We start from the raw sequence: 26,016 nt of genomic DNA, 5'->3' as shown, positions 1-26,016 counted from the left end.
TTTCAAGACCTTCTCTTCTTCATCTTATTCCCTAAAGACCCACCTGGCTTCCAATCTATCTCCTGCGCTCCCCATCATCTCGTTACCTCGATTTGGGACTGCAAAGATAAGGGGAAATTAATATCCTCCAAATATTATATGAAATAATTTTCAAAAAAACACTTAACCAATTGAATATTAAGAGGAAAAATTTTCACACAATTGAACGCTTGTTTAAAATTCCCGGTAGATTACCGACAGAAAATCTGCAAACGAACGTTCCAGGCGAATAATATCGCCGGATTTCAAGTTGATTCCTGCCGCTCCATACGGACTGCTCTTCAGGTGAAAGCCATGCAACTGGAAAAACTGAGGGGATGAATCCGGCAATACAGAAAATCTGACCGATGATCCCAATAGTTTTCTGGTGGATAAAATATACTCTTCACCATGCATTAATTTTCTTTTGGTAAAGGTACGGGGCTCAAAATAGACCTCCTCCTTATTGAAGGATATTTTCTGACCCCTGGCAGGCGATGCATATATATACAAAGTATTTTCGTCTTTCGGTAACCGCTCCGGCGACAGATAATACAACCGCAGTTTATAATGTGCAGGATCAAACGCAGACTCTGATTCGTCTATGCTCTGAAATGGCTGGTAGAAGAACACATTTGCGCCTACTTCCCTGGCCTTTTCGTACACTTTACCGAAAACCGCTGCATCATCTGTTGTAAATCCTTGTACTTCTACCTCGCCAAGATAGGTAGCGCCGGTAGTCTCTGTGATTCTGTACAGGAACTTATCCGAATTATTATGCGTTCCGGCCACCTCGTTCCAGGTGACCTGCTGTGCAGACCAGAGTCCACTGATTAATAATGAGGCCGTGATGAGGATATTCTTCATTTCTCAGCAGCTAAAATGTCCAGGCATTCCTCCAGACTGTTTTCCCAGTGCCGGCTTTCTATGCCATATACCTCTTCTATTTTGTCCAGACTCAGCGTACTGCGCCGCGGCCTGCTGGCCGGAGTAGGATATTCCGGAGTCGTTATCTTATTGATCTTGGTATCTGCGCGGGTATACTCTGCTATTTTTGCTGCAAAATCATACCAGGTCGTTTCCGGATAATTGGAGAAATGAAACACTCCATAACCTTTGACACCGCTTTCAATAATCTGCATCAGTGCTTCGGCAAGATCATTGGCATTGGTAGGCTGTCCGTACTGATCTCCCACTACCCCTATTTCCTCCCGCGATGCGAATAAGGCGAGCATGGTTTTCACAAAATTCTTATTGAATTCTGAATACAACCATGAGGTACGGATAATCACGGTTTCCGGATGATGCTCCAGCGCCAGTTCTTCGCCCTGCAGTTTTGATTGGCCATACACACTGGCCGGGTTTGTAAAATTATCTTCACTGTAACTTATTTCTGTTTCGCCATCAAATACATAATCTGTAGAGACGTGCAGCAGCATACATTTCACTTCTGCGCAGGCTTTGGCCAGGTTTTCTGCACCTGTGGCATTTACCGCAAATGCTTTTTCAGATTCTTTTTCTGCCAGATCCACGGCAGTGAATGCCGCTGCATTGATGCAAAAATCAGGCTTGATCTCCGCAAAAAGTTCTTGTACCGCAGCAGCGTCTGTGATGTCCAGCTGTGCAGAGGTCACAAAATGGAAATGGTAATCCAGATTACGGGATGCTGCCAGTTTCTGTATACAGTTCCCCAGTTGCCCGCCGGCTCCTGTTACCAGTATTTTTTTCATATTTAGTTCTGTTTATTTAGTTTTCTGAATGATGACACCCGTTCCGCAAAACTGGTCTCTTCGATATTGACCAGAAATTTTTCAAATTTTTCTTTGGTTTCGGGTGGGTGAACAGCAGATTTTCTGGTTTTCAAATTAAAGTAGATGATCGTCATCCACAATACCGCATGAATGGTTTTTCCGTCTTCGCTTTTCATCAGGATTTCAATTTTTGAAATGCGGTCTCTTACCTCCAGAGTTTTGCTCGAAATCTGCACTTTTGCATTATACCGCACTTCCTTCAGATAGGCAATTTCATTTTGCACAGTAATCCAGGTACAGCCGGTGCGGCGGGTATACTCTTCATAGGTAAATCCATAAAATGCTTCCACATGATCCTCCCGTGCATTGAGCATGTATTCCAGATATTTTACATTATTGAGATGTCCGATGGGGTCGCAATCGCTGAACCGGATCTTCATGACGCTTGAAATTTCTTTATCCATAGGGCAAAAATAAAAAAACCGCCTCTAACAAGGCGGTTGTATTTACTAATTCTTTGTTAAATTAAGAAATACCTAATTCTTTTTTTACAGCAGCGGTAGCATCTGTGCCTCCTCTGTAAATCAGTGCACTGGCATCTATGATGAAATCCCAGCCGTTTGCTTTGGCAGCTTTTTCTATAGCTCCGTTCAGTTTGTCAATCACCGGCTTCAGCAGTGTTTCTCTTTTTTTAAGCAGATCCTGCTGTGCAGTAACGGCCATTTGCTGAAGGTTTTGCTGGGTTTTCTGCAGTTCTGCTTCCTTGGCAGTTCTCTGTGCTTCTGTCATTTTCGCACCTTCTGTCTGGTACTTTTGTACGTCTGCCTGAAAAGTATCTCCCAGTTTCTTCAGTTCGTTTTCTTTGGTTTTACTGAATGTATCCAGGTCCGTAGAAACTTTCTTTGCTTCTGGCATCAGAGACAAAACTTGCTCATAATCCAAGGCAGCTATTTTTTGGCTTTTTGCTACGCCTACAGTCATCAGCATCAATACTGCAGCAAATAATACACTTAATTTTTTCATAATTTAGGTTAAATAATTAATGGTTCTTTTTTTTGATAATAAATCCGGGTCAAAGTTAAAAAATTTATTTCCTATCGGAAGACTTTGCTCCTGTACCTTTTGTAAGAAGATCCAGTACGCGGTCCGTGTAATCATATCTTTTCTGCAGAAAGATTACATTGATATCATTGCTTTTATCAAAGACTATACCCAATCCGTTTTTTTCTGATACTGTTCTGATGGCATCCCAGATCTGGTCCTGAAAAGGCTGCACCAGATTTGCGCGAAGTTTGGCTATTTCGCCATTGGTGCCGAACCTCAGACTTAAAGTTGTTTTGATATTTTTGTCCAGATCGGCCACTTCTTTTTCTCTCTGGCGAAGCTGCTCGCCTATCAGCAGCACTTTTTCACTTTCGAAGGCTGCTTTTTTACGTTCGTATTCTGACTGTAGATTCTGAATTTCTGTCTGCCAGGTGGCAATCTGTGTATTCAGACGTCCTTCTGCCTCCTTATATTGCGGAAGCCTCTGCAGGATATATTCGGTATCTACCACGCCCATCTTTTGTGCAGGTGCTAAAAACGAAAAAATAACGAAGACGAAAGCTACAATACTTTTCATGATAATAGATATAGGGTTACAGTGTCTGATTCATCAGGAAGTGTGTTTTCCAGCCGGAAGGATCTGAGTTGTACAATGGCTTATCAAAACCATAAGCAAAATCAAAACCAATAAGCCCGAACGCTCCCATATATACCCTTACCCCCACGCCGGCAGATCTTTTGAGCTGGAACGGGTTAAAGTTGCCCCACTTATTCCAGACGTTACCTCCTTCCAGGAAAGAGAGTGCATAAATCTTTGCTGTTTGGTTCATAGAGATCGGGTATCTTAATTCTAACGAGAAACGGTTGTAAATAGTACCTCCGCCCAGTTGCGTAATATCTTCCATGGTTCCTCCGTTGGTAGATGCGTTTTCATAACCCCGGAGCGGAATGAGCTCACGCCCGTCATAGCGGCCACCGAAGAGTCCGGTGCCTCCCACATAAAATCTCTCAAACGGAGGTGCGCCCAGTTCCTTGCTGTACCCGTCCATGAATCCCATCTCAGCGGTACTTCTGAGCACCAGTTTGCCGATGATTTCATTATAGAAATCTCCCTTCAGTTTCACTTTATAGAACTCCATCCACTTGTACTTTTCCATAGGAGCCATAGTGGAGTAGTCTTTATTGTTGAACAGTGAGTATGGTGGCGTAAACTTCACAGAAGTTTCCACATTAGACCCTGTAGTAGGAAAAATAGGGTCTATACCGGCAGAATTTCTGCTGAGTCCCAGATTGATGCTGAAGTTATTGGCATTACCATAGTACTCGGTTGTTTCTCCAAACTGGAACGGATAGTTATTAAAGTTATAACTCTGGAACTGAATTCCGGTATAGAGAGAGAAATAATCGTCCGGCCATTTCAGCAACCGGTTCAGACCCGCACTGGCCGAGAAGATATTCAGCTTCTGGCTGTTGCCGTACATATCATCATAATTGACCAGTGACTGATTCACTCCTACCGACAAAGCTGTAGGTTTGGTACCAAAAAGCCATGGTTCTATAAATGAAATACCATAATTCTGGAAATAATATCCGGCCTGAGCCTGGATGGACAGGGTTTGTCCGTCTCCCTGCGGCACCGGGCGGAAATCTTTAAATTTCAGAAAATTTCTGAGTGAAAAGTTATTGAACGTCAGTCCCAGGGTTCCGATAAAGCTGTTCCCGCCATAGCCGGCCTGCAGCTGTACCTGTGAAGATCCTTTTTCTACCAGCGACCAGTGCACATCTACTGTATTATCCTGCGGATTGGGTTTAATGTCCTGCCCGATCTGCTGAGGATCAAAGAACGACATAGAAGCCAGATCAAAATAGGTTCTTTTGATATCGCTTTTTGCAAAAAGGCTTCCCGGTCTGGTTCTGAGTGAGCGCAGGACCACGTGGTCGTGCGTGGTGGTATTTCCACTCCAGGTTACGCGGTTCCAGGTGGCTTTTTCGCCTTCAGAAATCCGGATTTCCAGATCTATGGAATCCCCTTTCACGGATTTTTCTACGGGTGTCACGTTAGAAAAGAGGTATCCGTTATTCATATAAATAGACTTGATGTCAGAATCATCTTCCTTGCCACCGTCTTCGCCTACTTTTTTATTAAACCCTACGGCATCATAAATATCACCGGTTTTGTACCCCAGTACTCTTTCCAGGTAATCTGTAGAGAAAGCGGTATTGCCCACAAAACTGATGTCGCCGATGTAGTATTTTTTTCCTTCGTTTACCTTGACATTGATTTCGAAGTTATTTTTTTGATTTCTCCATACAGAGTCAGAAATTACGCGGGCGTCACGATATCCCAGTGAGTTGTAATAATTCACCAGATTATGCTTATCGTTCTCGTATTTTTCCTGAATGAACTTGGAAGATTTCAGAATTCCGCCAATTCCGAACCGCTTCTGCTTGGTGTCTTTAAATCCTTTCTTACGCAGTTTGGCATCGGTCACGTCCTGGTTTCCTTCGAATTCAATATGGTCTATCTTGATTCTTTTCCCTTTGTCCACCTCTATGGTCCAGTCTACCAGATTCGGGTCGCTGGCATTCACTTTATCCTGAATGGTAATTTTGGCATCGGCAAAACCTTTATTCACATATTCCTGAGGAATATTGGTTTTGATGCCGGACACTAAATTTTGGGTAATTTTGGTTCCGGGCTTCAGATTGTGATCTTTGGCCAGTTTTTCGTTTTTGGATTTACCCATACCTTTTCCGGTAAAGGTAACCTCTCCCAGCTCCTTCAGATCCTGCAGATAGAAGCGCAGCACTACGGTTTCTCCTTCTATGCTTTCTACATAGACTTCTACTTCTGAAAACGAATTGGTTTCCCAGAGTTTCCGGATTGCAGAACTGATTTTGGATCCGGGAATATCAACCAATTCTCCTTTGTATAATCCTGTAAAGCGCAGGATTTGTGCAGGGGTGTATCTTTTCACACCATCTACCACAATATCCTTCAGCGTGTAGGTGCCGGTCTGGTTTTCCGTATATACAGGGTTGGTATCCTGCGGGTTTCCCTGTGGTGTTACCTGGCCATATAAATGTGCCGAGGCTACAAACATAATAATAGGGATGAATCTGAACTTCATTATATATTTTACTAACTTTTTATATTTTATAATCCGCTGCCCAGTTGTTCACTGGTTTTGCCGTACCTTCTTTCCTTGCACTGATAATCTACAATACACTGAAAAAAGGAGTCTTTGGTGAAATCCGGCCACAGAATATCCAGAAACTGCATTTCTGCATAGGCCATTTGCCAGAGCAGGAAATTGCTGATTCTGACTTCACCGCTGGTTCTGATCATGAGATCTACAGGTGGAAAATCTCTGGTATACAGATGATCTTCAAAGAGTTTTTCGTCTATATCTTCTTCTGTGATTTCTCCGTTCTTCACTTTCGTACTGATCCTTTTCACTGCTTGCAGGATCTCCTGTCTGGATCCGTAGCTCAATGCCAGAATCAGGTTGCCGCCGGTATTATCTTTAGTAAGGTCTGCTACATGCATCAGTTGGTCACGCACAAGCGCAGGCAGCTTTTCTATATCACCAATAATATGCAAACGCAATCCTTTAGTAAATATTTCTTCTGCTTCAAGTATCAGGGTTTCGGATAGCAAGTTCATAAGAGTGCTCACTTCCTCATCCGGCCGGCTCCAGTTTTCTGAAGAAAAGGTGTAGAGGGTAAGGTATGGAATATGGATTTCGTTACAGGCATTGATGGCATTTCTTACGGCAGAAATCGCATTTTTATGACCAAATGTTCTTTCTTCGCCGCGGGATTTTGCCCATCTTCCGTTTCCATCCATGATGATGGCAACGTGCTTCGGAATATGATTTAAATCTATTTTATCTTTTACTGATGACATCTCAATCGCAATAACATGGAGGTCTGCCGAATGAATAGGTTACCCCTATGGTCACACTGTTTACCCAGTCATTCCCATTCGGATCTCCTACGGTACGGCTATTTATAAACTCCCTTTCCCGCTCTTTTGATACGGCGTAGTACACATCTGTCTGCAGCAATGAGGTATTGGTATTGGGTGCCAGAATATCTGCATTAAAGGTAGATTTCACATCTTTTGCACTGATGGTGCTATAATCCAGCTGATCTGTAAATGTGGTACGGAACATCATCTCACCGGAGATTGCCCAGTTGTAATTGAACTTATATTTCAATCCGATCCCGAAGGGTATAAAAGCGGTTACCTTACGGCCGGTCTCGTATGCCACCGTGGTATTATAGTCCAGTTCATTTACCGGTGCCTGTGCCACACCATCTGCATCTCTTCTGAAATCATGGTTCAGGGTAGCCTGCGTTACATCATGCATCATGGCACCTATACCTGCAAAGATATAAGGGCTCACCATACCGTACTGTTGCTCGTTATTTACCGGGAAAAAGTTATATTCAAAAATCGCATCGGCTTCCAGAAGATTATTGGTTCCCCACATCTGTCTGTTTCTTCTGTATTCTTCCTTGGCCACTTTGTCATCAAACTGGATATGGCTGTACCCCAAATCAAATCTTAAAGTCTGATGCGGATTGAAGTTCATCCGGTAAATAAGTCCGCCGTACAGAGGCAGACCATAATCTGCCACCCGGTCAAAATCCAGGGGTGCCTGTAACAGGTAACTGGTTCTTCCAATATCTCCAACCATACTGCTGGTTCCAAAACGGACGCCAAGCTCATGTCTTTGTGCTTTCAAGTTTGCCATAGACACAACAAAAACAAGTAAGCCAAGTAATAATTTTTTATTCATAGAAGAACGCGGGTTTTTCGTTATGTATTAATTTTTAATTTGTGCAAATATAAAACAATTTTATATTTCTGAAATTCTTAATGATTAGTTAAATATAAACAAAAAATATATAAATTTTCTGCAAAGAAGCTAAAAATTGTTATTTTATCCTAAACATTGGTTCAATAATAAGCAAAATCCCTCTAAAAAGAGGGATTTTTTCTAATTTTTATTAAAAATTCTCGAAATTTTATTTTTCACTTTCACCAAAAAAGGTTCTTCATAATTCACATCTTCTGCAAAATATCCATAGCCGTAGCCGTTTCCATAACCATAGCCGTAGCCATAGCCGTAGCCATAGCCCTTTGGTGCATAATAATCATTGTACACGAGACCAAGATTTTTCACTTCCTTGCGGTGATATTTCTCTGTAATGAGTTTCAACATGTATTTTTCCGAGTATTCATGACGAACCACATAAATATTGGCATCAGAAAGTTTAAGCAGCTCGAAGGAATCCGCTACCAATCCTACCGGCGGCGAGTCTATGATGACGTAATCGTAGATTTTCTTCAGATCTTCCACGAACTGAGTATTGCGTTCACTCATCAGCAATTCTGACGGATTAGGTGGTATAGGTCCCGAGGTGGCTACATCCAGATGCGGAATTCTGGTTTTGTTGATGATCTGCTCCATGGTGACTTCGCCGGTAAGGAAGTTGGAAATCCCAAACTCGTTATTGATTTTAAAATCTCCGAAAATTTTAGGTTTTCGCAAGTCCATTCCCAATAAAATCGTTTTCTTGCCACTCAGTGCCAGTACAGAGGCCATATTGATGGAAACATAGGTTTTGCCTTCGCCACTGATGGAGGAAGTAATGAGTACTACCTTACTTTTCTGGTCACCGGTGAGTAAGAACTGCATATTGGCCCGCAATCCGCGGAACGCTTCGGAAACCGACGATTTGGGCTGTTCCAGCACCGTAAGATTGTTCTCTGTATTATTTTTACCGATAATGCCCAACATCGGAATTTTGGTAGCATTCAGTAATTCTTTGATGTTCCGGATTTTATTATCCAGAAGCTCCACACCCAGCAAAACCAGCAATGGGAGCAGTAAAAGTGTCCCCATGATGGTGTACTTGATGCGCTTCACATTTGGAGCGATGGGTCCCTGACCCAAATTTTTGGCGGGGTCAATGACCGTAATATCAGATTTTGCCGCGGCCACACGCATCTGCGTTTCGTTCTGCTTGGAAAGCAGGCTGTTATAGGTAGCTTCTATCATATTATAGCCACGCTCTGCATCCAGATACTTTCTTTCTTTCTCCGGGTAGGTGTCCAGACCGGTGCTGGCCTCTGCAATTTGCTGATTGATGCGGGAAAGTTCGTCATAGAAACCGGTATAGTAATTCTGGAGTGTACTTCTGGAATTTCCCCGTTGTTCATTAATCATCCGGTTAATTTCCCTCATGGGTTCAGAATCCGGGGTGTAAATAGCGGCCATTTCCCTTCTTTTGGCATACAGGGCTTTTAATTCTGACACGGTGGCTGTAAATGCTCCGTCTTCTATGCCGGCTGCACTGGCACTGATGAGCCTGTCCAGATTTTGCGAAGCCAGGGTATTCTGAATCGTGTTCAGCGAGTTGATCTTGGTTACCAGATCTGCTTTTCGGGTTTCCAGATCTTTAATGAGTGCCAGAGACTTTTCGTCCCGGTCTTTGATGTCGTACAGCCCTTCTGTGACCCGCAGATGATTCATAATCTGAGCGGCAGAATCGAGCTTTTCCCGGATTCCGGTCATGCTTTCCCGCAGGTACTCTTCTGTATTCTTATCTACGATACTTTTGTCTACCAGTCGTTTTTTAGTGAGTTCGTCCACAGATTTATTGAGGAAGTTTACCGTACCGTTCAGATTATACCCTTGTTTGGAAATAATCATGATGGAATTAATTTCCTTGTCAAACTCCACGCCTATCGTGGCAATAAGATTCCTCACGGTAGCATTCACGGTAGAAAGTCTTACCACTACATTATCCAGTTCTATAGGAGTCTTATTGGGATTTCTCACCAATCTGAAGCGCAGATTGGGCGCGGTGTACCATTCATCATAGGTAATGGTTCTGGGTGCAACTCTGGCATATGCGGGAATATTGTGAAACCCTTCTGTGGCGTAGCTGTATAAATTCGTGGACTGCTGATCTTCCGGCAATACGACTTCAAAACGTCCCTCTCCTTTAATATTGATGGTTACCGGGTAGTCGGTCTGTTGCAGGTGACTCTCATCTACTTCCAGGAAGAAAGGCGAGTCATATTTGTCCAGATACGTGCTTCTTACTCGTCCTTTTGTAGCATAATTCACATACAGTTTCAGTTCCTTCACCAGATATTCATTATGAGAACGTGAAAGCAGCATTTTTTTCAGATAAACACCATCCTGATTGCCGGTCTGCCCCCAGATAAAATTGATAGACTGATTGGGCGTAAAATAGCTGGATGTATTATTAGAGATACTCAGGGTCAGATTAGACGAATAAATCCGCTGAGCATAATACTTGTTATAGAACCAGAAGATTCCGTACCCCAGGAATCCCATCAGCACAAACCAATACCAGTTTCGGAGCACCCTGCGGAGAAAATGTTCTATATCAAAAAATGTAAATGAGCCTGCCTTTTCTTTTTCCAAGGCTGCTTTATTCTCTTTTTCCGGTATCATATTACAGTCTTGTTAAAATTAAATAGATGGACAGTAAAGTGGTAAGCGCCGTGACTCCGGTAGTAAGACTCTGTACCGGATCCTTGCCGAAGCCATTCAGGTTTTTGGCATGGGTATTCAGATAGATTTCATCTCCGTTCTGCACCCAATAGTAGGGAGAATTCATGGCATCTTCGCGGGTAAGGTCTATTTTGGCAATCTTGATGCCCTCCGGTAATTTTCTGTGAATGGTGATATTGGTACGGTCTACGGTACGGTTCAAACCTCCGTTGATGGCGAGTGCCTCGGTAATGGTGAGGGTATTCTTATGCACTTTCTTTTCGCCGGTAAGACCCGTACTTTCCACATCGCCCAGAATATAAAAAGTGATTCCGTCTGTGTTGAGTCTCACCTGCGATTTGCCGTCCAGAAAATTTTCATTGACACGGGCCTGTATTTCTGCAGAAACCTCATCTATGGTTCTTCCTTCTGCCTTCACATAACCAATTCCGAAGATATTCAGATCTCCGTTTGCATCTACCTTCAGACCATTAAAATAAAAATTGGCATTCCCACCTACTGACGAACTTCCCTGTCCGGTACCGGTCTGAAACCCTCCTGTGGGTAATTTAGTTTCGTTTTCGCCCGGCAGTGACGCATTCAGGGTAGAATAGAACTGTGCAGCATCACCTTTGGGAGTGGTTACGATATTCAGATTCAACATGTCATTTTTGGTAATGCGGTATACCGGCACATTATAGGGCACCAGACCTTCCTCATTAATCACCAGACTTTCGCTGGGCTGGTGGTATCTTACGTCTTTGGTCGTGATGCATGATGCCAGAAAGAACGGCAATATTAAAAGTAGTATATATCTGGTTTGTTTCATCTGTTTTTTTCTAATGTTAGGCAAAAATATACATTTCAGAGCATTATAGCGCCCTGTTTCGTTTAAACTTCAACAGAATATCCGGAATCAAAGCTCCCGAAAACCCTGCCAGCAATATGATAATCAATAATTTATTCACTTCTGTGTGTCTCAGGAAATAAGCCAGTAAAACGACCAGTAAGTAATAGCAAATAATGCATAAAGTAGCCCTGCGGTGAGTAAGTCCCAGATCAATCAGTTTGTGATGAATATGATTGCGGTCTGCTATGAACAATGATTTCCGGTGGATGATACGCTGAATCATGACATATAAAGTATCCACAATAGGAATAATGAGAACGGCTACTGCTATTGCCGGCGCAGACATCAGGTGATATCGCGGTACATTCGGCAAATGTTTGTCTATAAAAATGTCAATAAAAAGAATGGAAGTGAAGGCCAGGAGAAATCCCAGAATCATGGAACCGGTATCTCCCATAAAAATTTTATTCCCGCGCGGGGTACGTTTCAGATTATAATACAGAAAACCCAGGACTGCACCTATAATGACCACTGTGAGCACCACTACCGGATAATTGTAAGGGCCGAGCCGGTAATAACTAATGCCAAAGAGCGCACTGCAGATTACCGAATAACCCCCTGCCAGACCGTCTATGCCGTCTATCAGATTAAAAGCATTAATGAGGAATATAAAAGTGAGGACACTGAAAATGACACTTACATAATAATTCAGTTCATACACCCCCATGATGCCGAAGAAACTCCGGATCCGCACATCTGATCCCACTACAATCAGAATGGATACAATAATCTGAGCAATGAGTTTTTTGTAAGCCCGCATCACCACAATATCGTCCATAACCCCGATATAGAGCAGAATGACCAGAGAGGCAAAAAGAAAGCGGTAAATATCAAACAATTCATATGCGAAAACCGACGCACAGATGCAAATGGCATAGAACAGTGCTATGCCACCCAGATTCGGAATTTTTCTGATATGGGAACTTCTGGATCCCGGCTCATCCATGAGATTCTTTCTGCGTGAAATTTTAACGATCACCGGTATGGAAAAAAACGTCACCAGAAACGAACACACAAAACCGAATATTACTTTTACGTAGAAGATATGTATTCCACTACTATTCAGCAGATGTTCTATTTTGTCCATAATTCTTTTTCATCTGTTTATTTGTATTTTCTCAGGTATTTTTGATCAAGCTTCGCAAAAGTGACTCAAAGCCCCAAATGTAAAGCAGGTAATAAATTTTTTTCTTCAGGGGCAAAGATAACAGATAATTTCTATCAAACCTTTCATATTGTAAGATATCTGTACGGGAAATCCCCCGTTCCTTCATAAATTTACTGAGTTCTGCAGACAGTTTTCTGAAAATATCCTCATCCTTTACAAAAGCCATATAAGCCAGAAACGAATATACCCCCTGCAGAATCTGGAAGTTCTTCAGCGCACCGGCCCGGTCTGAGAAGGCGGACCCCTGAAAGGATTTTTCTACATCACGAACCGCATGCAGCATGTCCAGCCCCTTTTCTGTATGGGTTTTGGAAATGGAATCGGTGCGCTCCAGATAGTGATAATGATACGCCTGGGTCTGCGCTATCGTTTTACACTTCAGCAATAACTGCGGAATAAGCTGTATATCTTCAAAATGTACCTCCTTTTTAAACCGGGCCTCCCGGAACAGTTCCTTGCTGAAGAGTTTATTGCAGGCAAAGTACCCCAGGTCTGAAAACACCGAAAAATAGTCCTTCAGCAGAAACACTTCAGGCAAATGCGGAATCTGCGTGAGTTTCCGGCTTATACTTCCATCCTCATTTACCTTCTGCAGATTACAGATGACCATTTCGGCATCGTGCTTTTCGGCCAGATTCAGCATATCTTCGAACATGGTGCCGGTTACATAATCATCACTGTCCACAAAACCAATGAACTGACCGGTGCAGCGATCCAGACCAAAATTGCGGGCATCACTGAGACCACCGTTTGGTTTACTGAATGTTTTTACTTTTTCCGGAAAACGCTCTGCAAAATCCCTCATAATGGCAGCTGAACGGTCCGTACTGCCGTCATTTACCACAATAATTTCCATATCATCCAGGGTCTGATTTACCAATGAATCCAGACATTTAGCCAGAAAACACTCTACATTATACACCGGGACAATTACGGAAACCTTTGCCATTTTATTTCAAAAATTTCTCCAGTCTTCTGCTCAGCACGCCTTGCTTCGCCTTGTTAAACTCCTGCTCAGAGCATGGCAGACAATTTTCTATTGCATCATCATTCCCAAAATACCACAAACCGGTAAAAACATCCCGCTTAAAAGCATATTGTTCATCATCAATCAGCACCCAGAAGGTTTCCAGATTTTTCTCTTTCGGATGTGATTTCTGAATATTGATGCCTTCTGCCAGATGCCAGACCATCTGTGCCAGCAATTGTACGTTCAGAAAACTCCGTGTCTGAAGTTCAAAATTAAATATCCCCGCACATTTCAGTTGGGAACTCAGACCTGCCTCCTTCATATAGGCACAGATTTCGCGCCGGTTCAGACCATTAACCTGAGGATTCAGGGAAAAAGGACTTGCAAAACTCTCTACTGCATCACAATTGATGGTGACCAGATCGGCATTTCTGAAAAACGGTTCTGCTGCTGCGGTAGTACCCATCATTTCTGCCAGACGCATGACATCAAACTCTACCTGTTCTATGAGTTTAATGCTGTCTGTGGCATTCAGATGTTTCTGATATCCAAGATGATGGTAATTCTTTAAAGAGAAGTTTTTAGCCGAAAAAATCCGGTTCAGGAAATTTTTCTCTGTGATTTCTCCCGGCGTATCGCCCAGATTCACCACATTGGAAATCTGAGTGTAATTGAGATGCTGATGATGGAAATTCAGCGCCAGAAATAATGAAAATGCCAGGTCATTTCCGCCACCTATCACTACCGGAATCGTATTTTTGTAATGGCACTGAGAAAGTATTTCCTGCAGTACGAAATGGGTGTCCTGGAGGGTTTTCCCGGAAATCAAATCTCCGTAATCATAAAGAGGTGTTTCAAAATCCAGTGCAGATAAAGTATACAACTGCTGCCGGAGCAGCGTGAAATCCTGAATTTCGGCACCTCTGCCGGCACCTCTGCAATCTGAGACAAAGATGAAAGCAATACCCACTTCGGGCAGATCCTCCTTCAGCAGGCTGCCCAGCTGCCAGGGCTCATACTGGTCGGGTTTCGGGGCGATCGTCAGATCTTCAATATTCATAATTTTTTTTAGCTAAAGTTAATAACTGCGGGCGTTTACCAAAGGAAATTCTCATATAAATCCCATGTAAAACGCCCCTGTACCGCCTGATACCGTGCAAATACAAAGTAATAAAATATAATAAAAACAATATACGACGCATGCATCAGAGACCGGCGCCGGCCATCACTTATGCTGGCGAAGACATTAGACATTATCAGGGTCATGTAAAGCATATACGGGCCTACCAGACGGGTAGAAAACACCGGATTCTCCCGCATCACAAAATAAATGCAGACTCCCAGCACGCCTATATTCCTCATATACTCGTAGTAGGGAATCTTCCGGCAGGTTTCCTTATCATACATGATCATCATGACGGCATAGAACAAGGAGAGCACATCCGGGAACTTCAGTACTCCGGTTTCATCTATTTCATAAATAATATAGCCTTCAAAACCTTCATTTATTTCCTGTACTGAGACGGCGTCCAGAAAAAAACCAAAGTATTCGTAAATCTGCAGGGGCGACAATGCAATGCTCACCAGAACCAGCGCCACTATTTTCCGCGCATTAAGATTTACCGTAGCAAACCAATACGCCGGCAAAAAAACAATACTGGATTTGTGAAATCCAAACGCAATATAGATGCAGAGCAGATACATCCAGACTTTTCTTTCTTTAATATATTTGAATGAAAACAGCAAAACCGTCATTCCCAATGCCTGCCGCATGTGGCCACTGTCTGCAATGAAATATACCGGTATAAAATAGAAGAGCAGTGCGAAGACCGGTGCTGCCGAATTTTTAAAAAAGGTGATAAATTTCAGTGAAATCACAAAAACAGACACAAGCAGGGTGAAAAAATGAAACGGCAAACCGGTAAGTTGCAGGAAAAATTTATTAATCCACGCGTAGAGCCATTCTATTTCTACCGCGGTCTGCCGAAACAGTGCCTTATCGTACAGCTCACTGTACTCTACCATGGTAGGAAAGTACACATTATACATCTGACGGTACACCCCGTAATCTGCGCCTACAAACCCCCGCAGCCCCGAAAAAATAATCAGCGCAATGCAAAGCAGGATCATGACCAGTTTGGAATATTTTCGGTTTCCGTTGATCTCCATGAAACTGAAAAGAATCATGACGATGAAAACCACTGTAAATACCGGATGTAAAAATACCATAAATTACCAGAAAAAATTGCCTATAGTCTGCATACCAAATGTCTGAAACAAACTTAAGAAATATACGATAAAAATTGTCTCGTTTCTGAGATTCTTCAGCAATAATAAGAAAAACGGTACAATGAACAAACATGCGCGGGCAGTCTCACCCGTTCCGTAGGCTCCGGTAAGGAACATCAGGAGTAATGCAGACACCCCTGCTATAAAGACGCGGTTGATGGCAGCATCTGCAAAAAGCTGCACAGAATATTTGTGGCCGCCCAGCAGCACGGCACAGAACCCCAGAGAAAGAAACATCATAATTTCACCCGCTGCCTGAAGCCTGGTCCAGAAGTAAATATAAGGCTGATGAAGCAACATGAATCCCTTTGGATTTTCTGAGGCAGAGGCATGCAGGAACGCATCCAGCTGATGGTATCCGGAAACCCAATAAATGATAGTGAAAAACAGAATCATGATGCCGGTCAGCGCTGCTGTAATCCACACAAAACCAAACTGCCTCTTCGCCATAAAGAATAATGAATAGAGACCCAGAAAAGCGAGGAGAAACAATCCTGAAAAGGAAAGCATATTGGTTAAAATAACAGAGGACACCATCAGCAAAACAGATTTTGCGTCGGTTCTTCCGTCACGATAAATCCGGCTGATGGCCCATAGCAGGAGGGAAACCGTCATCAGTATAATTCCGTCTAGCGAAACCAGCAGATAGATATTGACAGAAGGAATCACCGCAGCCAGAAGCAGCACTTTCCTGCGGCGGCGCGCACTGAAACCAAAATTCTTCAGAATCTGATGAAGCACCGGAAAAAACAAGGCAGAAATTAAAAAGAATGCGACTGATAAAAATAAGATACTGCCTCCCGAAATTTTGAGAAAAACCCAGTGCAGAAGTACCACAAATGGCGGGTGCGTTCTGGTATGCATCTGAAACTGATCCTGATTTGCATTAAAAGTTTCCAAGAACTGCGCAGGATGTAACACGTGTACCGCATCATGATAATACTGACGTCCTTTCAGATAAAAAGGCTGCTCCATGGCGATGTCCAGGTTTCCCTGTGCCATATTCCCAAAGATGACCAGTAAAACCGAAATAAAAAGCACCTGAGTAATACTGAAACCCTCTTGCCGCTGCCAGAAATAATAGCCCATCAGCAAAAAAACACCGGCAAATAAAAATCCGGAAAGCAGGAAGTTTGAAGGATAGAGTACTGAAAATGGAAAAAACAGGTCGGCACCCGTAAACTTCCAGTGCTCCAATGACCAGAAGTTCAGCGCTGCCAGCACAAGCCATACGCCTATAATCCAATAGAAGGATTTCAACGGAAAAAAGGACCTCATATCCGGGGTCAGTTTAAAATTGTTCATCAGTTTGGTTTTTGCAGCACAAAATAACACAATTTTGCTGAGATATCTGCGGTAAAACCTGCTGAGCACAAAAAAACCTGCCGGTGATCCGGCAGGTTCGCGTTGTTTTTTACTTTTTTGAAGAAGACTTACCACCGGTGGTTTTCCGGGCAGTGGTTTTCTTGGCAGCAGCTTTTTTTGCAGGTTTCTCTTTGAAGGCATCTTTATCCTGCGCCGTAATCCATTTTTTCACCTCTTCCAGAGAAATTTCTTTCAGTTCTTCTGCAGTGTATTTTTCATCCTTTTTATTCTTCGGAATTTTATACATGGTTTTCCCGAATTTGATGAAGGGACCCCATCTTCCATTTTCCAGAGAGATTTTCTCTTTTTCCCACTGCTGAATATAGCGGTTGGCTTCCTTCTCCAGTTTGGCTTCTATAAGTTCGTTGATGTCGCTTTGCGAAAGATGATCAAAATCATAACGCTTCGGCACATTCACAAACATAGACTGATATTTGATATACGGACCGAAACGTCCTGTTCCTTTGGTTACCGGCTCTCCCTTAAAGGTAGCTACCGGCGCATCTGCAATTTTCTTTTCGTTAATGATTTCTTCGGCACGCTCCTGGGTGACGGTGAGCGGATCTTCGCCTTTCGGAATACTGATGAAGGAATCACCCCACTTCACATACGGACCGAAACGCCCCACCCCTACCAGTACTGGCAATCCGTCTACTTCTTTCAGATCAAACGGAAGTCTGAAAAGTTCCAGAGCTTCTTCCAGAGTAATGGTGGCTATGTTTTGTGATACCATCAGGCTTGCGAAGGCCGGTTTCTCTTCATCATCGGTTTCACCAATCTGTACCATGGCACCGTAGCGACCCATTCTGGCATACACATTCTTTCCGGATTTAGGATCCTTGCCCAGCAGTCTTTCTCCGGTAGCACGGTCTGCATGGGCTTCCACTTCCTCAATTCTGGGATGAAAAAATTCGTAAAAATCCGTCATCACATTTTTCCATTCCTTCCCGCCGTCTGCAATTTCATCAAACTCCTGCTCTACTTTTGCGGTAAATCCGTAATCCAGAACTTCTGCGAAATTTTCGGTTAAAAATTCATTAACCACCTCACCGATATCGGTGGGAACAAATTTATTCTTATCGCCCCCGAACTTTTCAGTGAGCACCTGCTTTTTCAGATCTGTTTTGCCTAAAGTCATCTTCACAATCTCTCTCTCCTGCGGCAAAATCTCTCTTTTATCTACGTACTCACGATTCTGAATGGTCTGAATGGTAGGCGCATACGTGGAAGGCCGTCCAATGCCCAGTTCTTCCAGTTTTTTCACCAGTCCGGCTTCGGTATATCTGGCTGCCGGTTTGGTGAATTTCTGTGTAGCTTCTATTTTTTTGTACTGCAATACTTCACCGGCCGCTACTTTCGGCAGGAGTTTATCATTGCTTTCCTCTTCGTCATCTTCATTTTTGGTAATGCCGTACACCTTCAGGAATCCATCAAAAACAATGACTTCTCCCTGCGCCTCAAAATGCTGAGTCAGCGCCGGATTACCGATTTCAATTACGGTTTTCTCTATCCGGGCATTGGCCATCTGGCTGGCCAGGGTTCTTTTATAAATCAGCTGATAGAGTTTGTTCAGCTGCGCATCGCCAATAGTTTTCACTGAGAAATCCGTGGGACGGATGGCTTCGTGAGCTTCCTGAGCAGATGCTGATTTGGTTGTATAATTTCTGGGGTTGGAATATTCCTCGCCATATTCTGAAATAATCTGCGCTTTGGCACCGTTTATGGCTTCCTGAGAAAGGTTTACCGAGTCTGTTCTCATATAGGTAATGTACCCTTCCTCATACAGCCGCTGCGCCACCCGCATGGTAGCAGTCACGCCATAACCCAGCCTGTTGCTGGCTTCCTGCTGCAGCGTAGAGGTGGTAAAAGGAGCAGATGCAGACCGGGTTCCGGGCTTTTTCTCTACATTGAGTACCTTGAATTCTGTGTGCTGAGATTTTTTCAGGAAATCTTCGGCTTCCTCTTCGGCGGCAAAATCTTTTTTCAGCTTTGCAGCAATTTCCTGTTTGCCGTCATTCAGAAAAACGCCATCTACGCGGAAACTGGATTTGGGCTGAAACGCTCTTATTTCCAGTTCTCTTTCCACAATTAACCGTACCGCTACAGATTGTACGCGACCGGCAGAGAGTCCGGTTTTAATTTTTTTCCAGAGTACGGGGGACATCTCAAAACCTACAATACGGTCCAGCACACGGCGGGCCTGCTGTGCATTCACCAGATTCTGATCTATGCTGCGCGGATTTTCAATGGCTTTCAGAATCGCATTTTTAGTAATCTCGTGAAAAACAATTCGTTTTGCATTGTCCGGATTCAATTTCAGTTCCTGCGCCAGGTGCCAGGCTATGGCTTCTCCTTCACGGTCCTCATCAGACGCCAGCCACACCATATCGGCTTTTTTCACTGCAGCTTTCAGATCTGCTACAATCTTCTTTTTATCTGCAGGAACTTCATAATCCGGAGTAAAATTTTCCAGATCAATGCCCATTCCTTTCTTCGGAAGATCACGGATATGCCCGAAACTGGACTTTACCTCATAATCCTTCCCAAGATACTTCTGAATGGTCTTTGCTTTCGCAGGGGACTCAACAATCACTAAATTTTTCGACATGCAGGAATTTTTTGCAAAAGTAGAAGATTTTTTTTAAGTGCCAATTTTTGCTGCATTTCCGGAGGACTCCGGTTTTGTATTTCATATATGCAGAACCGGATTTAAAGGCGTGTACATGAATGGCTAAAGGATCACAAATTCTTTTCTATTAATCAGAAAGAATTACTTTTGCAGATTCATCAATGCACAGGATTTTCATATACATATATTACCTCATCCGCAGAAACCGGCTACCGGCCGTGGTGGCTGCGCTGTGCTTTCTGGCAACGGCTGCGTATTTTGCCTCCAGAATCGATTTTGACGAAGACATCAATCAGATCATCCCAAAAAATGAAAAATCCGACATTACCGCTAAAGTATTGTCCCAACTGAATTTCTCAGACAAAATTGTTGTGATTTTTGAAAGCACGGAATCCGAAAGCAATCTTGCCGGTGCTGCAGATGCTTTTCTGGAGGAAATAGAACCACTGAAACCCTATATTTCATCTGTGGAGGGAAAAATCGAAGACGAAAACATCTCTGAAGCCTTCAGTTTTGTGTATGACAATATTCCCCTTTTTCTGGATGAAGAAGATTATGCTCATCTTGAAAAACGGCTGCACCCGGACAGTATTTCCACCCGCGTAGAAAACAACTACCGCGCACTGGTTTCGCCCACTGCGCTGGTGACCAAAGATTTCATTAAAAAAGATCCGCTCGGGATTTCATTTACCGGCCTCGAAAAACTGAACCAGTTGAACGTAAGCAGCGATTTCATTCTGGAAAACAATTACGTGATGACCCGTGACGGCAAAAATCTGCTGCTCTTCATTGAACCCCGGTACGGTGGCAGTGAAACCAAAAACAACGAAGCCTTCACAGAAGCACTGAACCGCATCAGGGATGACCTCAATGCAAAGTTCCGGGATACAGAAATCAGCTATTTCGGTTCTCCATTTATTGCGGTGGCCAATGCCAAACAGATCAAAAAAGACATTCAGAGCACAGTAGCCATTTCAGCTACCGTTTTGTTATTTCTGCTCATCTTTTATTTCCGGAATTTTTTTGCACCGCTCATCATCTTTATTCCCACCATTTTCGGTGCCGCGGCCGGACTGATGCTCTTGTATTTTGTAAAAGATAAAATCTCTGCAATCTCCCTCAGTGTGAGTGCGATTCTCATTGGCATCACGGTAGATTATGCCATACATGTACTCACTCATTACAAGCATAAAAGCAATATTGAAGAGGTTTTCAAAGAGATTACGCATCCGGTCATCATGAGCGCTGCCACTACCGCCATTTCATTTTTATGTCTGGTTTTTGTACGTTCTGAAGCACTGAAGGATCTGGGAATTTTCGCTTCCGTAACGGTGATGGTTTCAGCAGTATTTACATTAATCATCATCCCGCATCTCTATCATCCGAAAGCAGAAGCAGCCGGCACTGCCCCTACCATTATTGATAAAGTAGGTGCTTATCCTTATGAAAAAAACAAATGGCTGGTCATCATCTGCTCGGTGCTGATTGTGGCCACCTTTTTCGGATTCAGACATATACAATTCAACCAGAATATTGCCGATCTCAATTATGTACCGGATGATATGAAAGCCAGTGAGAAAAAACTGAGCGAACTTTCTGATTATACGGATAAATCTATCTATGTGGTTTCTTACGGGAATACAGCCGATGAAGCCCTGCAGAAAAACACAGAAATTACCCGGATTCTGGAGCAGGAAAAACAGGCGCAGCGCATTTCCAGTTACAGTTCTGCAGGACAAATAATTCAGTCCAGGGAAGATCAGCAAAAGAAAATAAACCGGTGGAATGCTTTCTGGACAGAAGAAAAAAAGAACCGCATTCTACGCGATTTACACCGCGCCGGAACACCCTTGGGTTTTAATGACGCTGCATTTGAGGATTTCAGTGGAATGCTGAATAAAACCTACAGCATCCTGACTCCGAAGGACTACAGCGAACTGAAAGCACTGAAACTCTCAGGAGTCATGAATGAGAGCCAAGGCCTTCATACCGTTTCCACCCTGGTAAAACTGGATGAAAATCACCGCGATACCTTCATCAAAAATGTGGAAGAATCCGGCGGAGTGCTTGCCATAGACCGCCAGCAGCTGAATGAAAATTTCCTGGGACTGCTGAAGGACGACTTCGGAAACCTCATTAATTACTCGCTCATTGCCGTCATCATTATTTTCTTGTTATTCTTCCGAAATGTGGATCTCACCCTGATGGCGGTCATTCCCATTGTGCTTTCCGGTGTAGTCACTGCCGGGATACTCTATTTTCTGGGACTGGAACTGAATATTTTCTCTACCATTGTCTGCACTCTTATTTTCGGAGCAGGCGTGGATTTCAATATTTTCCTCACTCAGGCCTTGCAGAAAGAACTCACTACGGGCAAGGATCAGTTGCCTGTGTATCGGGTATCCATTATTCTGGCGCTGCTCACCACCATTCTGGCCATTGGGGCGCTGGTTTTTGCCAAACATCCCGCACTGCATTCCGTATCTGCCGTAGCACTCATCGGGTTGGTGGCGGTGGTCATCATTTCATTTGCCATGTACCCGCTGATGTTTAATTTCATTAAAAACCGCTCAGCCAAAGGCCTTACTCCGGTCACATTCCGCATCATCATCAATTCTGTTTTCTCCCTGTTCATCTATACCTTCGGAGGGATTTTCTTTGGCAGCACCGGCAGGTTCATTATTCCTGAAGCCAAAGGCAAAACCCTGGGAAACATCAAACGTTTCATTGCTTTTTATCTGAAAACCGTATTGTATTCCAATCCTTTTGTCCGGAAAAAATTAATCAATGATGTGGGCGAAAAATTTGAACGGCCTGCGGTGATTATTGCCAATCACAATTCCTCGCTGGATACGCTGGCACTGGCTTTGGCCCATCATAAAATCGTGTATCTGGTTAATGACTGGGTGTACCAGTCGCCGGTTTTTGGCAAACTGGTACAGGCATTGGGCTTCTATCCGGTATCTCAGGGTGTGGAAGGCAGTACGGAACTCCTGCGGAAGAAAGTGGAGCAAGGCTATTCCCTGATGGCATTTCCGGAAGCAGAGCGATCCCCGGATAATAACATCCGCAGATTTCATAAAGGAGCTTTCTATCTGGCCGAAGAGTTGAACCTGGACATCCTGCCCATTTATATTCATGGCAATTCTGAGGTCATGCCAAAGGGCGAACTGTTTATTTTTGATGGCAGCATCACCGTAAAAGTGGGGCAGCGGATTTCTAAGGATGATGCCTCTTTCGGAAAAAATTATTCTGAAAAGACCAAAAAAATCAATTCCCTGTTCCGCCAGGAATTTGCAGAACTGCGCACCCTGCTTGAAGATGAAAATTACTTCCGCAAAATGCTGTTTCTGAGTTTTCATTATAAAGAAAATGAAGTGGCAGATGCCGTAAAACGGGATTTTGAGCAGAACAAAAAGAAATACCACCGTCTGAACCGGTATATTGGCAAAAAAGACACCATATTTCATATGGCCGACAATTTTGGTCAGACCGATGTGTTGCTCACCTTGCAGGAAGCGGCCAGAACGGTTTATTCCTATATCCGGGATCTTGAAAAAAGAGCAGTTGCCGGTCAGAATTACCTGGTAAAAAAGCGTAAAATCAAGTATCCGGATTCCTGGGAAATCATTGCGGAAACCCCGGATGTGCTGCTGATTTCTGACCCCGGTTACAGACCGGAAATTCTGTCTGTAGAAGTTCCGCAGATTATTTTCATGGAAGAAAGTTTTGCGCCGGATCATATAGAAGGGTATCAGAAAATCACAGACAAAACCGGGCTTTATATTTTTACCATAATAGATTAATTTTAATATTTTTGTACAAACATCAACAGAGAACAATGCCGAAGAAAATATTGGTAACGTATTACTCACAGACGGGACAGCTGGAGGAAATTATGAAGAACGTGTCTGAAGTATTCAGAAACCACGATGAATACGAGGTTACATACTATGAAATCAGGCTGAAAGAAGATTTTGAGTTCCCCTGGAAACCCGAGGTCTTTTATGATACCTTCCCCGAAAGCTATCTGCAGGAACCGCGGGAAATTCTGCCACCTTCAGAAGAGATTCTGAATACCCGGTACGATCTGGTGCTGTTCGGTTATCAGGTATGGTTTCTTACCCCTTCTATTCCGGTCATCTCTTTTCTGAAAAGCCCGTATGCTGCAAAAATACTGGGCCAGACAGCGGTAGTCACCGTTTCCGGAACGCGCAATATGTGGATGCTCTCTCAGGATAAACTGAAAATTCACCTGAACCGCCTTCAGGCAGAACTGGTGGGAAACATTGCGCTGGTAGACCGGCATGACAATTATACCAGCGTCATCACTATCCTGAACTGGTTGCAAACCGGTAAAAAAGAACAACCCAGACCTTTGCCGCCGGCCGGCGTGTCACAGCAGGAAATAGACCAGTGCGGAAAATTTGGTGTCATTATTGAAAAATATGCGGCACACGGAAATTATGAAGGCATGCAGAAAGAACTGGTAAGCCACGGGGCCGTAGAAGTAAGACCTTTTCTGCTGAAAGTGGAGACAGTGGGCAATAAACTGTTTACCGTATTTTCCCGGATTATTAAGCGCAATCCAGCCAAAAGAAAATTCTGGGTGGGCGTCTATAAATTTTATCTGATGTTTGCCATCTGGGTCGTTTCGCCCATTGTTTTATTTTTTTATACATTGCTCACTCCTTTTTTCCTGAAAAAAAGAAAGAAACAAATTGAAAACTATCAAGGAATTTAACACCTATATTATATGAACCAAGTGTACATCACCAGGGCTGCAAAATATCTTCCGGGCGCCCCGGTGTCCAACGACGAAATGGAAGACTACCTGGGATACGTAAATGACACCCCATCTAAAGCTAAAGCATTGATTCTGAGAAATAACGGAATCAAAACCAGATACTACGCCTTAGACAAAAACCAGAAGCCTACCGAAACCAATGCCGAAATTACGGCCAAAGCGATTGAAAAACTGTTTGACGAAGATTTTACCAGAGAGGATATGGAGCTCCTGTCCTGCGGTACTACCTCTGCAGATCAGATTCAGCCGTCTCATGCGTCTATGGTTCACGGCGTGCTGAAACCCAGCCACTCTATAGAGATCAATACTTCTATGGGATTGTGTAATGCAGGAATGAATGCCATGCAATATGGGTATATGTCTGTGAAATCTGGAAATTCCAACAACGCCGTTTGTGTAGGTTCCGAGCGTTTCTCTGCCTGGATGACGGCTGATAAATTCAACCACGAAGCCGAAAATCTGAAGCTGCTGGAAGAAAAACCCATCATCGCCTTCAAAAGAGAGTTTCTGAGATGGATGCTTTCAGACGGTGCCGGAACCTTCCTGCTGGAAAATAAACCCCGCGAAGGCAGCGTAAATCTGCGGGTAGAATTCATTGACTTCTATTCCTACGCCCATGAGCTGGAAGCATGTATGTATGCCGGTTGCGAAAAACAGGAAGACGGAAGCCTGAAATCCTGGGCAGAATATTCTGCCGACGAATGGCTGAAGCAATCCATCTTCTCCCTGAAACAGGACACCAAACTTTTGGGTGAAAACATCCTGAAAAAAGGAGCTCAGGCATTGCGGGCATCTTTTGACAAGCACAACCTGAACCCGGCAGATATGGATTATGTACTGGCGCATATTTCCTCCAATTTCTTCAAGGACGGCCTGCGTGAAGAGTTTGCCGCATTGGGCATGGATTTCCCGCAGGAGAAATGGTTTTATAACCTGTCTGAAGTAGGAAACATTGGCGCTGCATCCATCTATATCGCGCTGGAGGAATTAATGGCTTCCGGAAAACTGAAAACCGGAGAAAAAGTACTGCTGTGCATTCCGGAGAGTGGCAGATTTGCCTATTCCTGTGCACTGCTTACCGTAATGTAATGAGCAAGGTATTACCTGTAAGAGATAAAGCTTTCGTGGAAAGCATCATTCCGCAGAAAAAACCTTTCGTGATGGTAGATGCGCTGCTGCAATGGCAGGATACTGAACTGCAATCGGCATTTACCGTTCCGGGAGATCATATTTTTGTGGAAAACGGCATCTTTCAGGCCGCAGGAATTCTGGAGCACCAGGCACAGAGCGTAGCACTGCATACCGGATATGATTATTTCCTGAAGAATGAAGCACCTCCCGTAGGATATATCGGTGCTGTAAAGCGATTCGAAGTAACCGCATTGCCGGCCGCCGGCGATACACTGGAAACCCATGTTCATATTCTGAGCGAAATGATGGGCGTGACTCTGGTGAAAACCACCACCCTGCTGAACGGCAGTGCAATCGCATCGTCTGAAATGAAAACAGTAATTAAATAAACCT

The 26,016-nt window shown here is 43.6% G+C and carries 20 protein-coding genes; 4 read left to right on the top strand and 16 right to left on the bottom strand.

Annotated elements, in window-relative coordinates:
* Window positions 1-213 precede the first annotated feature (213 nt).
* The 16 genes from LKO26_RS10315 to topA all read right to left on the bottom strand — a co-directional run bounded on the left by LKO26_RS10315 (window position 214) and on the right by topA (window position 19,664).
* Window positions 214-885, bottom strand: a complete 672-nt coding sequence (locus LKO26_RS10315) for a hypothetical protein (protein WP_227587777.1) — start codon at window positions 883-885, stop codon at window positions 214-216.
* Window positions 882-1,748 carry a dTDP-4-dehydrorhamnose reductase gene (rfbD, locus tag LKO26_RS10310; RefSeq protein ID WP_227587776.1) on the bottom strand — a complete coding sequence of 289 codons (867 nt, stop codon included), beginning with the start codon at window positions 1,746-1,748 and terminating at the stop codon, window positions 882-884. Before rfbD ends, LKO26_RS10315 begins: the two co-directional genes overlap by 4 nt.
* Before the next feature lie 2 nt (window positions 1,749-1,750).
* A complete protein-coding gene (locus LKO26_RS10305; protein ID WP_227587775.1) occupies window positions 1,751-2,233 on the bottom strand; it encodes an acyl-CoA thioesterase in 483 nt (160 codons plus the stop codon).
* Between the two features lie 61 nt (window positions 2,234-2,294).
* Window positions 2,295-2,792: an OmpH family outer membrane protein gene (locus LKO26_RS10300; protein WP_227587774.1), complete on the bottom strand. Its 498-nt coding sequence runs from the start codon at window positions 2,790-2,792 to the stop codon at window positions 2,295-2,297.
* A 64-nt stretch (window positions 2,793-2,856) separates the two neighbouring features.
* Window positions 2,857-3,390, bottom strand: a complete 534-nt coding sequence (locus LKO26_RS10295) for an OmpH family outer membrane protein (protein WP_227587773.1) — start codon at window positions 3,388-3,390, stop codon at window positions 2,857-2,859.
* 16 nt (window positions 3,391-3,406) lie between these two features.
* Entirely contained in the window at window positions 3,407-5,944 is a 2,538-nt protein-coding gene (bamA, locus tag LKO26_RS10290; RefSeq protein WP_227587772.1) for an outer membrane protein assembly factor BamA, read from the bottom strand.
* 26 nt (window positions 5,945-5,970) lie between these two features.
* Window positions 5,971-6,723 (bottom strand): isoprenyl transferase, encoded by a 753-nt coding sequence (locus LKO26_RS10285; protein WP_227587771.1) that lies wholly within the window; start codon window positions 6,721-6,723, stop codon window positions 5,971-5,973.
* A 1-nt stretch (window position 6,724) separates the two neighbouring features.
* Window positions 6,725-7,621 (bottom strand): DUF6089 family protein, encoded by an 897-nt coding sequence (locus LKO26_RS10280; protein WP_227587770.1) that lies wholly within the window; start codon window positions 7,619-7,621, stop codon window positions 6,725-6,727.
* 201 nt (window positions 7,622-7,822) lie between these two features.
* Entirely contained in the window at window positions 7,823-10,315 is a 2,493-nt protein-coding gene (locus LKO26_RS10275) for an exopolysaccharide transport family protein (RefSeq protein ID WP_227587769.1), read from the bottom strand.
* A 1-nt stretch (window position 10,316) separates the two neighbouring features.
* Window positions 10,317-11,183 (bottom strand): polysaccharide biosynthesis/export family protein, encoded by an 867-nt coding sequence (locus LKO26_RS10270; RefSeq protein ID WP_227587768.1) that lies wholly within the window; start codon window positions 11,181-11,183, stop codon window positions 10,317-10,319.
* 43 nt (window positions 11,184-11,226) lie between these two features.
* Window positions 11,227-12,351 carry a glycosyltransferase family 4 protein gene (locus LKO26_RS10265; protein WP_227587767.1) on the bottom strand — a complete coding sequence of 375 codons (1,125 nt, stop codon included), beginning with the start codon at window positions 12,349-12,351 and terminating at the stop codon, window positions 11,227-11,229.
* Between the two features lie 31 nt (window positions 12,352-12,382).
* Complete coding sequence (locus LKO26_RS10260; protein ID WP_227587766.1) at window positions 12,383-13,381, bottom strand: glycosyltransferase family 2 protein; 999 nt, start codon at window positions 13,379-13,381, stop codon at window positions 12,383-12,385.
* A 1-nt stretch (window position 13,382) separates the two neighbouring features.
* On the bottom strand, window positions 13,383-14,462 hold the full coding sequence (locus LKO26_RS10255; RefSeq protein ID WP_227587765.1) for a formimidoylglutamase: 1,080 nt from the start codon (window positions 14,460-14,462) through the stop codon (window positions 13,383-13,385).
* Between the two features lie 35 nt (window positions 14,463-14,497).
* Window positions 14,498-15,631 (bottom strand): EpsG family protein, encoded by a 1,134-nt coding sequence (locus LKO26_RS10250; protein WP_227587764.1) that lies wholly within the window; start codon window positions 15,629-15,631, stop codon window positions 14,498-14,500.
* Between the two features lie 3 nt (window positions 15,632-15,634).
* Window positions 15,635-16,996 (bottom strand): hypothetical protein, encoded by a 1,362-nt coding sequence (locus LKO26_RS10245; RefSeq protein WP_227587763.1) that lies wholly within the window; start codon window positions 16,994-16,996, stop codon window positions 15,635-15,637.
* 109 nt (window positions 16,997-17,105) lie between these two features.
* The gene (topA, locus tag LKO26_RS10240; protein ID WP_227587762.1) at window positions 17,106-19,664 is read right to left on the bottom strand and encodes a type I DNA topoisomerase; all 2,559 of its coding nucleotides are present in this window, start codon (window positions 19,662-19,664) and stop codon (window positions 17,106-17,108) included.
* A 182-nt stretch (window positions 19,665-19,846) separates the two neighbouring features.
* On the opposite strand from topA, the gene LKO26_RS10235 reads away from it, so the two are divergent.
* The 4 genes from LKO26_RS10235 to LKO26_RS10220 are packed head-to-tail and all read left to right on the top strand — an operon-like array spanning window position 19,847 to window position 26,012.
* Window positions 19,847-23,491 (top strand): MMPL family transporter, encoded by a 3,645-nt coding sequence (locus LKO26_RS10235; protein WP_227587761.1) that lies wholly within the window; start codon window positions 19,847-19,849, stop codon window positions 23,489-23,491.
* A 35-nt stretch (window positions 23,492-23,526) separates the two neighbouring features.
* Window positions 23,527-24,429, top strand: a complete 903-nt coding sequence (locus LKO26_RS10230; protein WP_227587760.1) for a dialkylrecorsinol condensing enzyme DarA — start codon at window positions 23,527-23,529, stop codon at window positions 24,427-24,429.
* A 12-nt stretch (window positions 24,430-24,441) separates the two neighbouring features.
* The gene (locus LKO26_RS10225; RefSeq protein WP_227587759.1) at window positions 24,442-25,581 is read left to right on the top strand and encodes a beta-ketoacyl-ACP synthase III; all 1,140 of its coding nucleotides are present in this window, start codon (window positions 24,442-24,444) and stop codon (window positions 25,579-25,581) included.
* Window positions 25,581-26,012 (top strand): hypothetical protein, encoded by a 432-nt coding sequence (locus tag LKO26_RS10220; protein ID WP_227587758.1) that lies wholly within the window; start codon window positions 25,581-25,583, stop codon window positions 26,010-26,012. The genes LKO26_RS10225 and LKO26_RS10220 overlap by 1 nt, the downstream gene beginning before the upstream one ends.
* The last annotated feature ends 4 nt before the right edge of the window (window positions 26,013-26,016 follow it).

This window comes from Chryseobacterium sp. MFBS3-17 (assembly GCF_020687745.1).
Classification (GTDB): domain Bacteria; phylum Bacteroidota; class Bacteroidia; order Flavobacteriales; family Weeksellaceae; genus Marnyiella.
The sequence above is the reverse complement of the archived record's forward strand: the minus strand, read 5'-3'. Positions and strand labels throughout refer to the sequence as shown.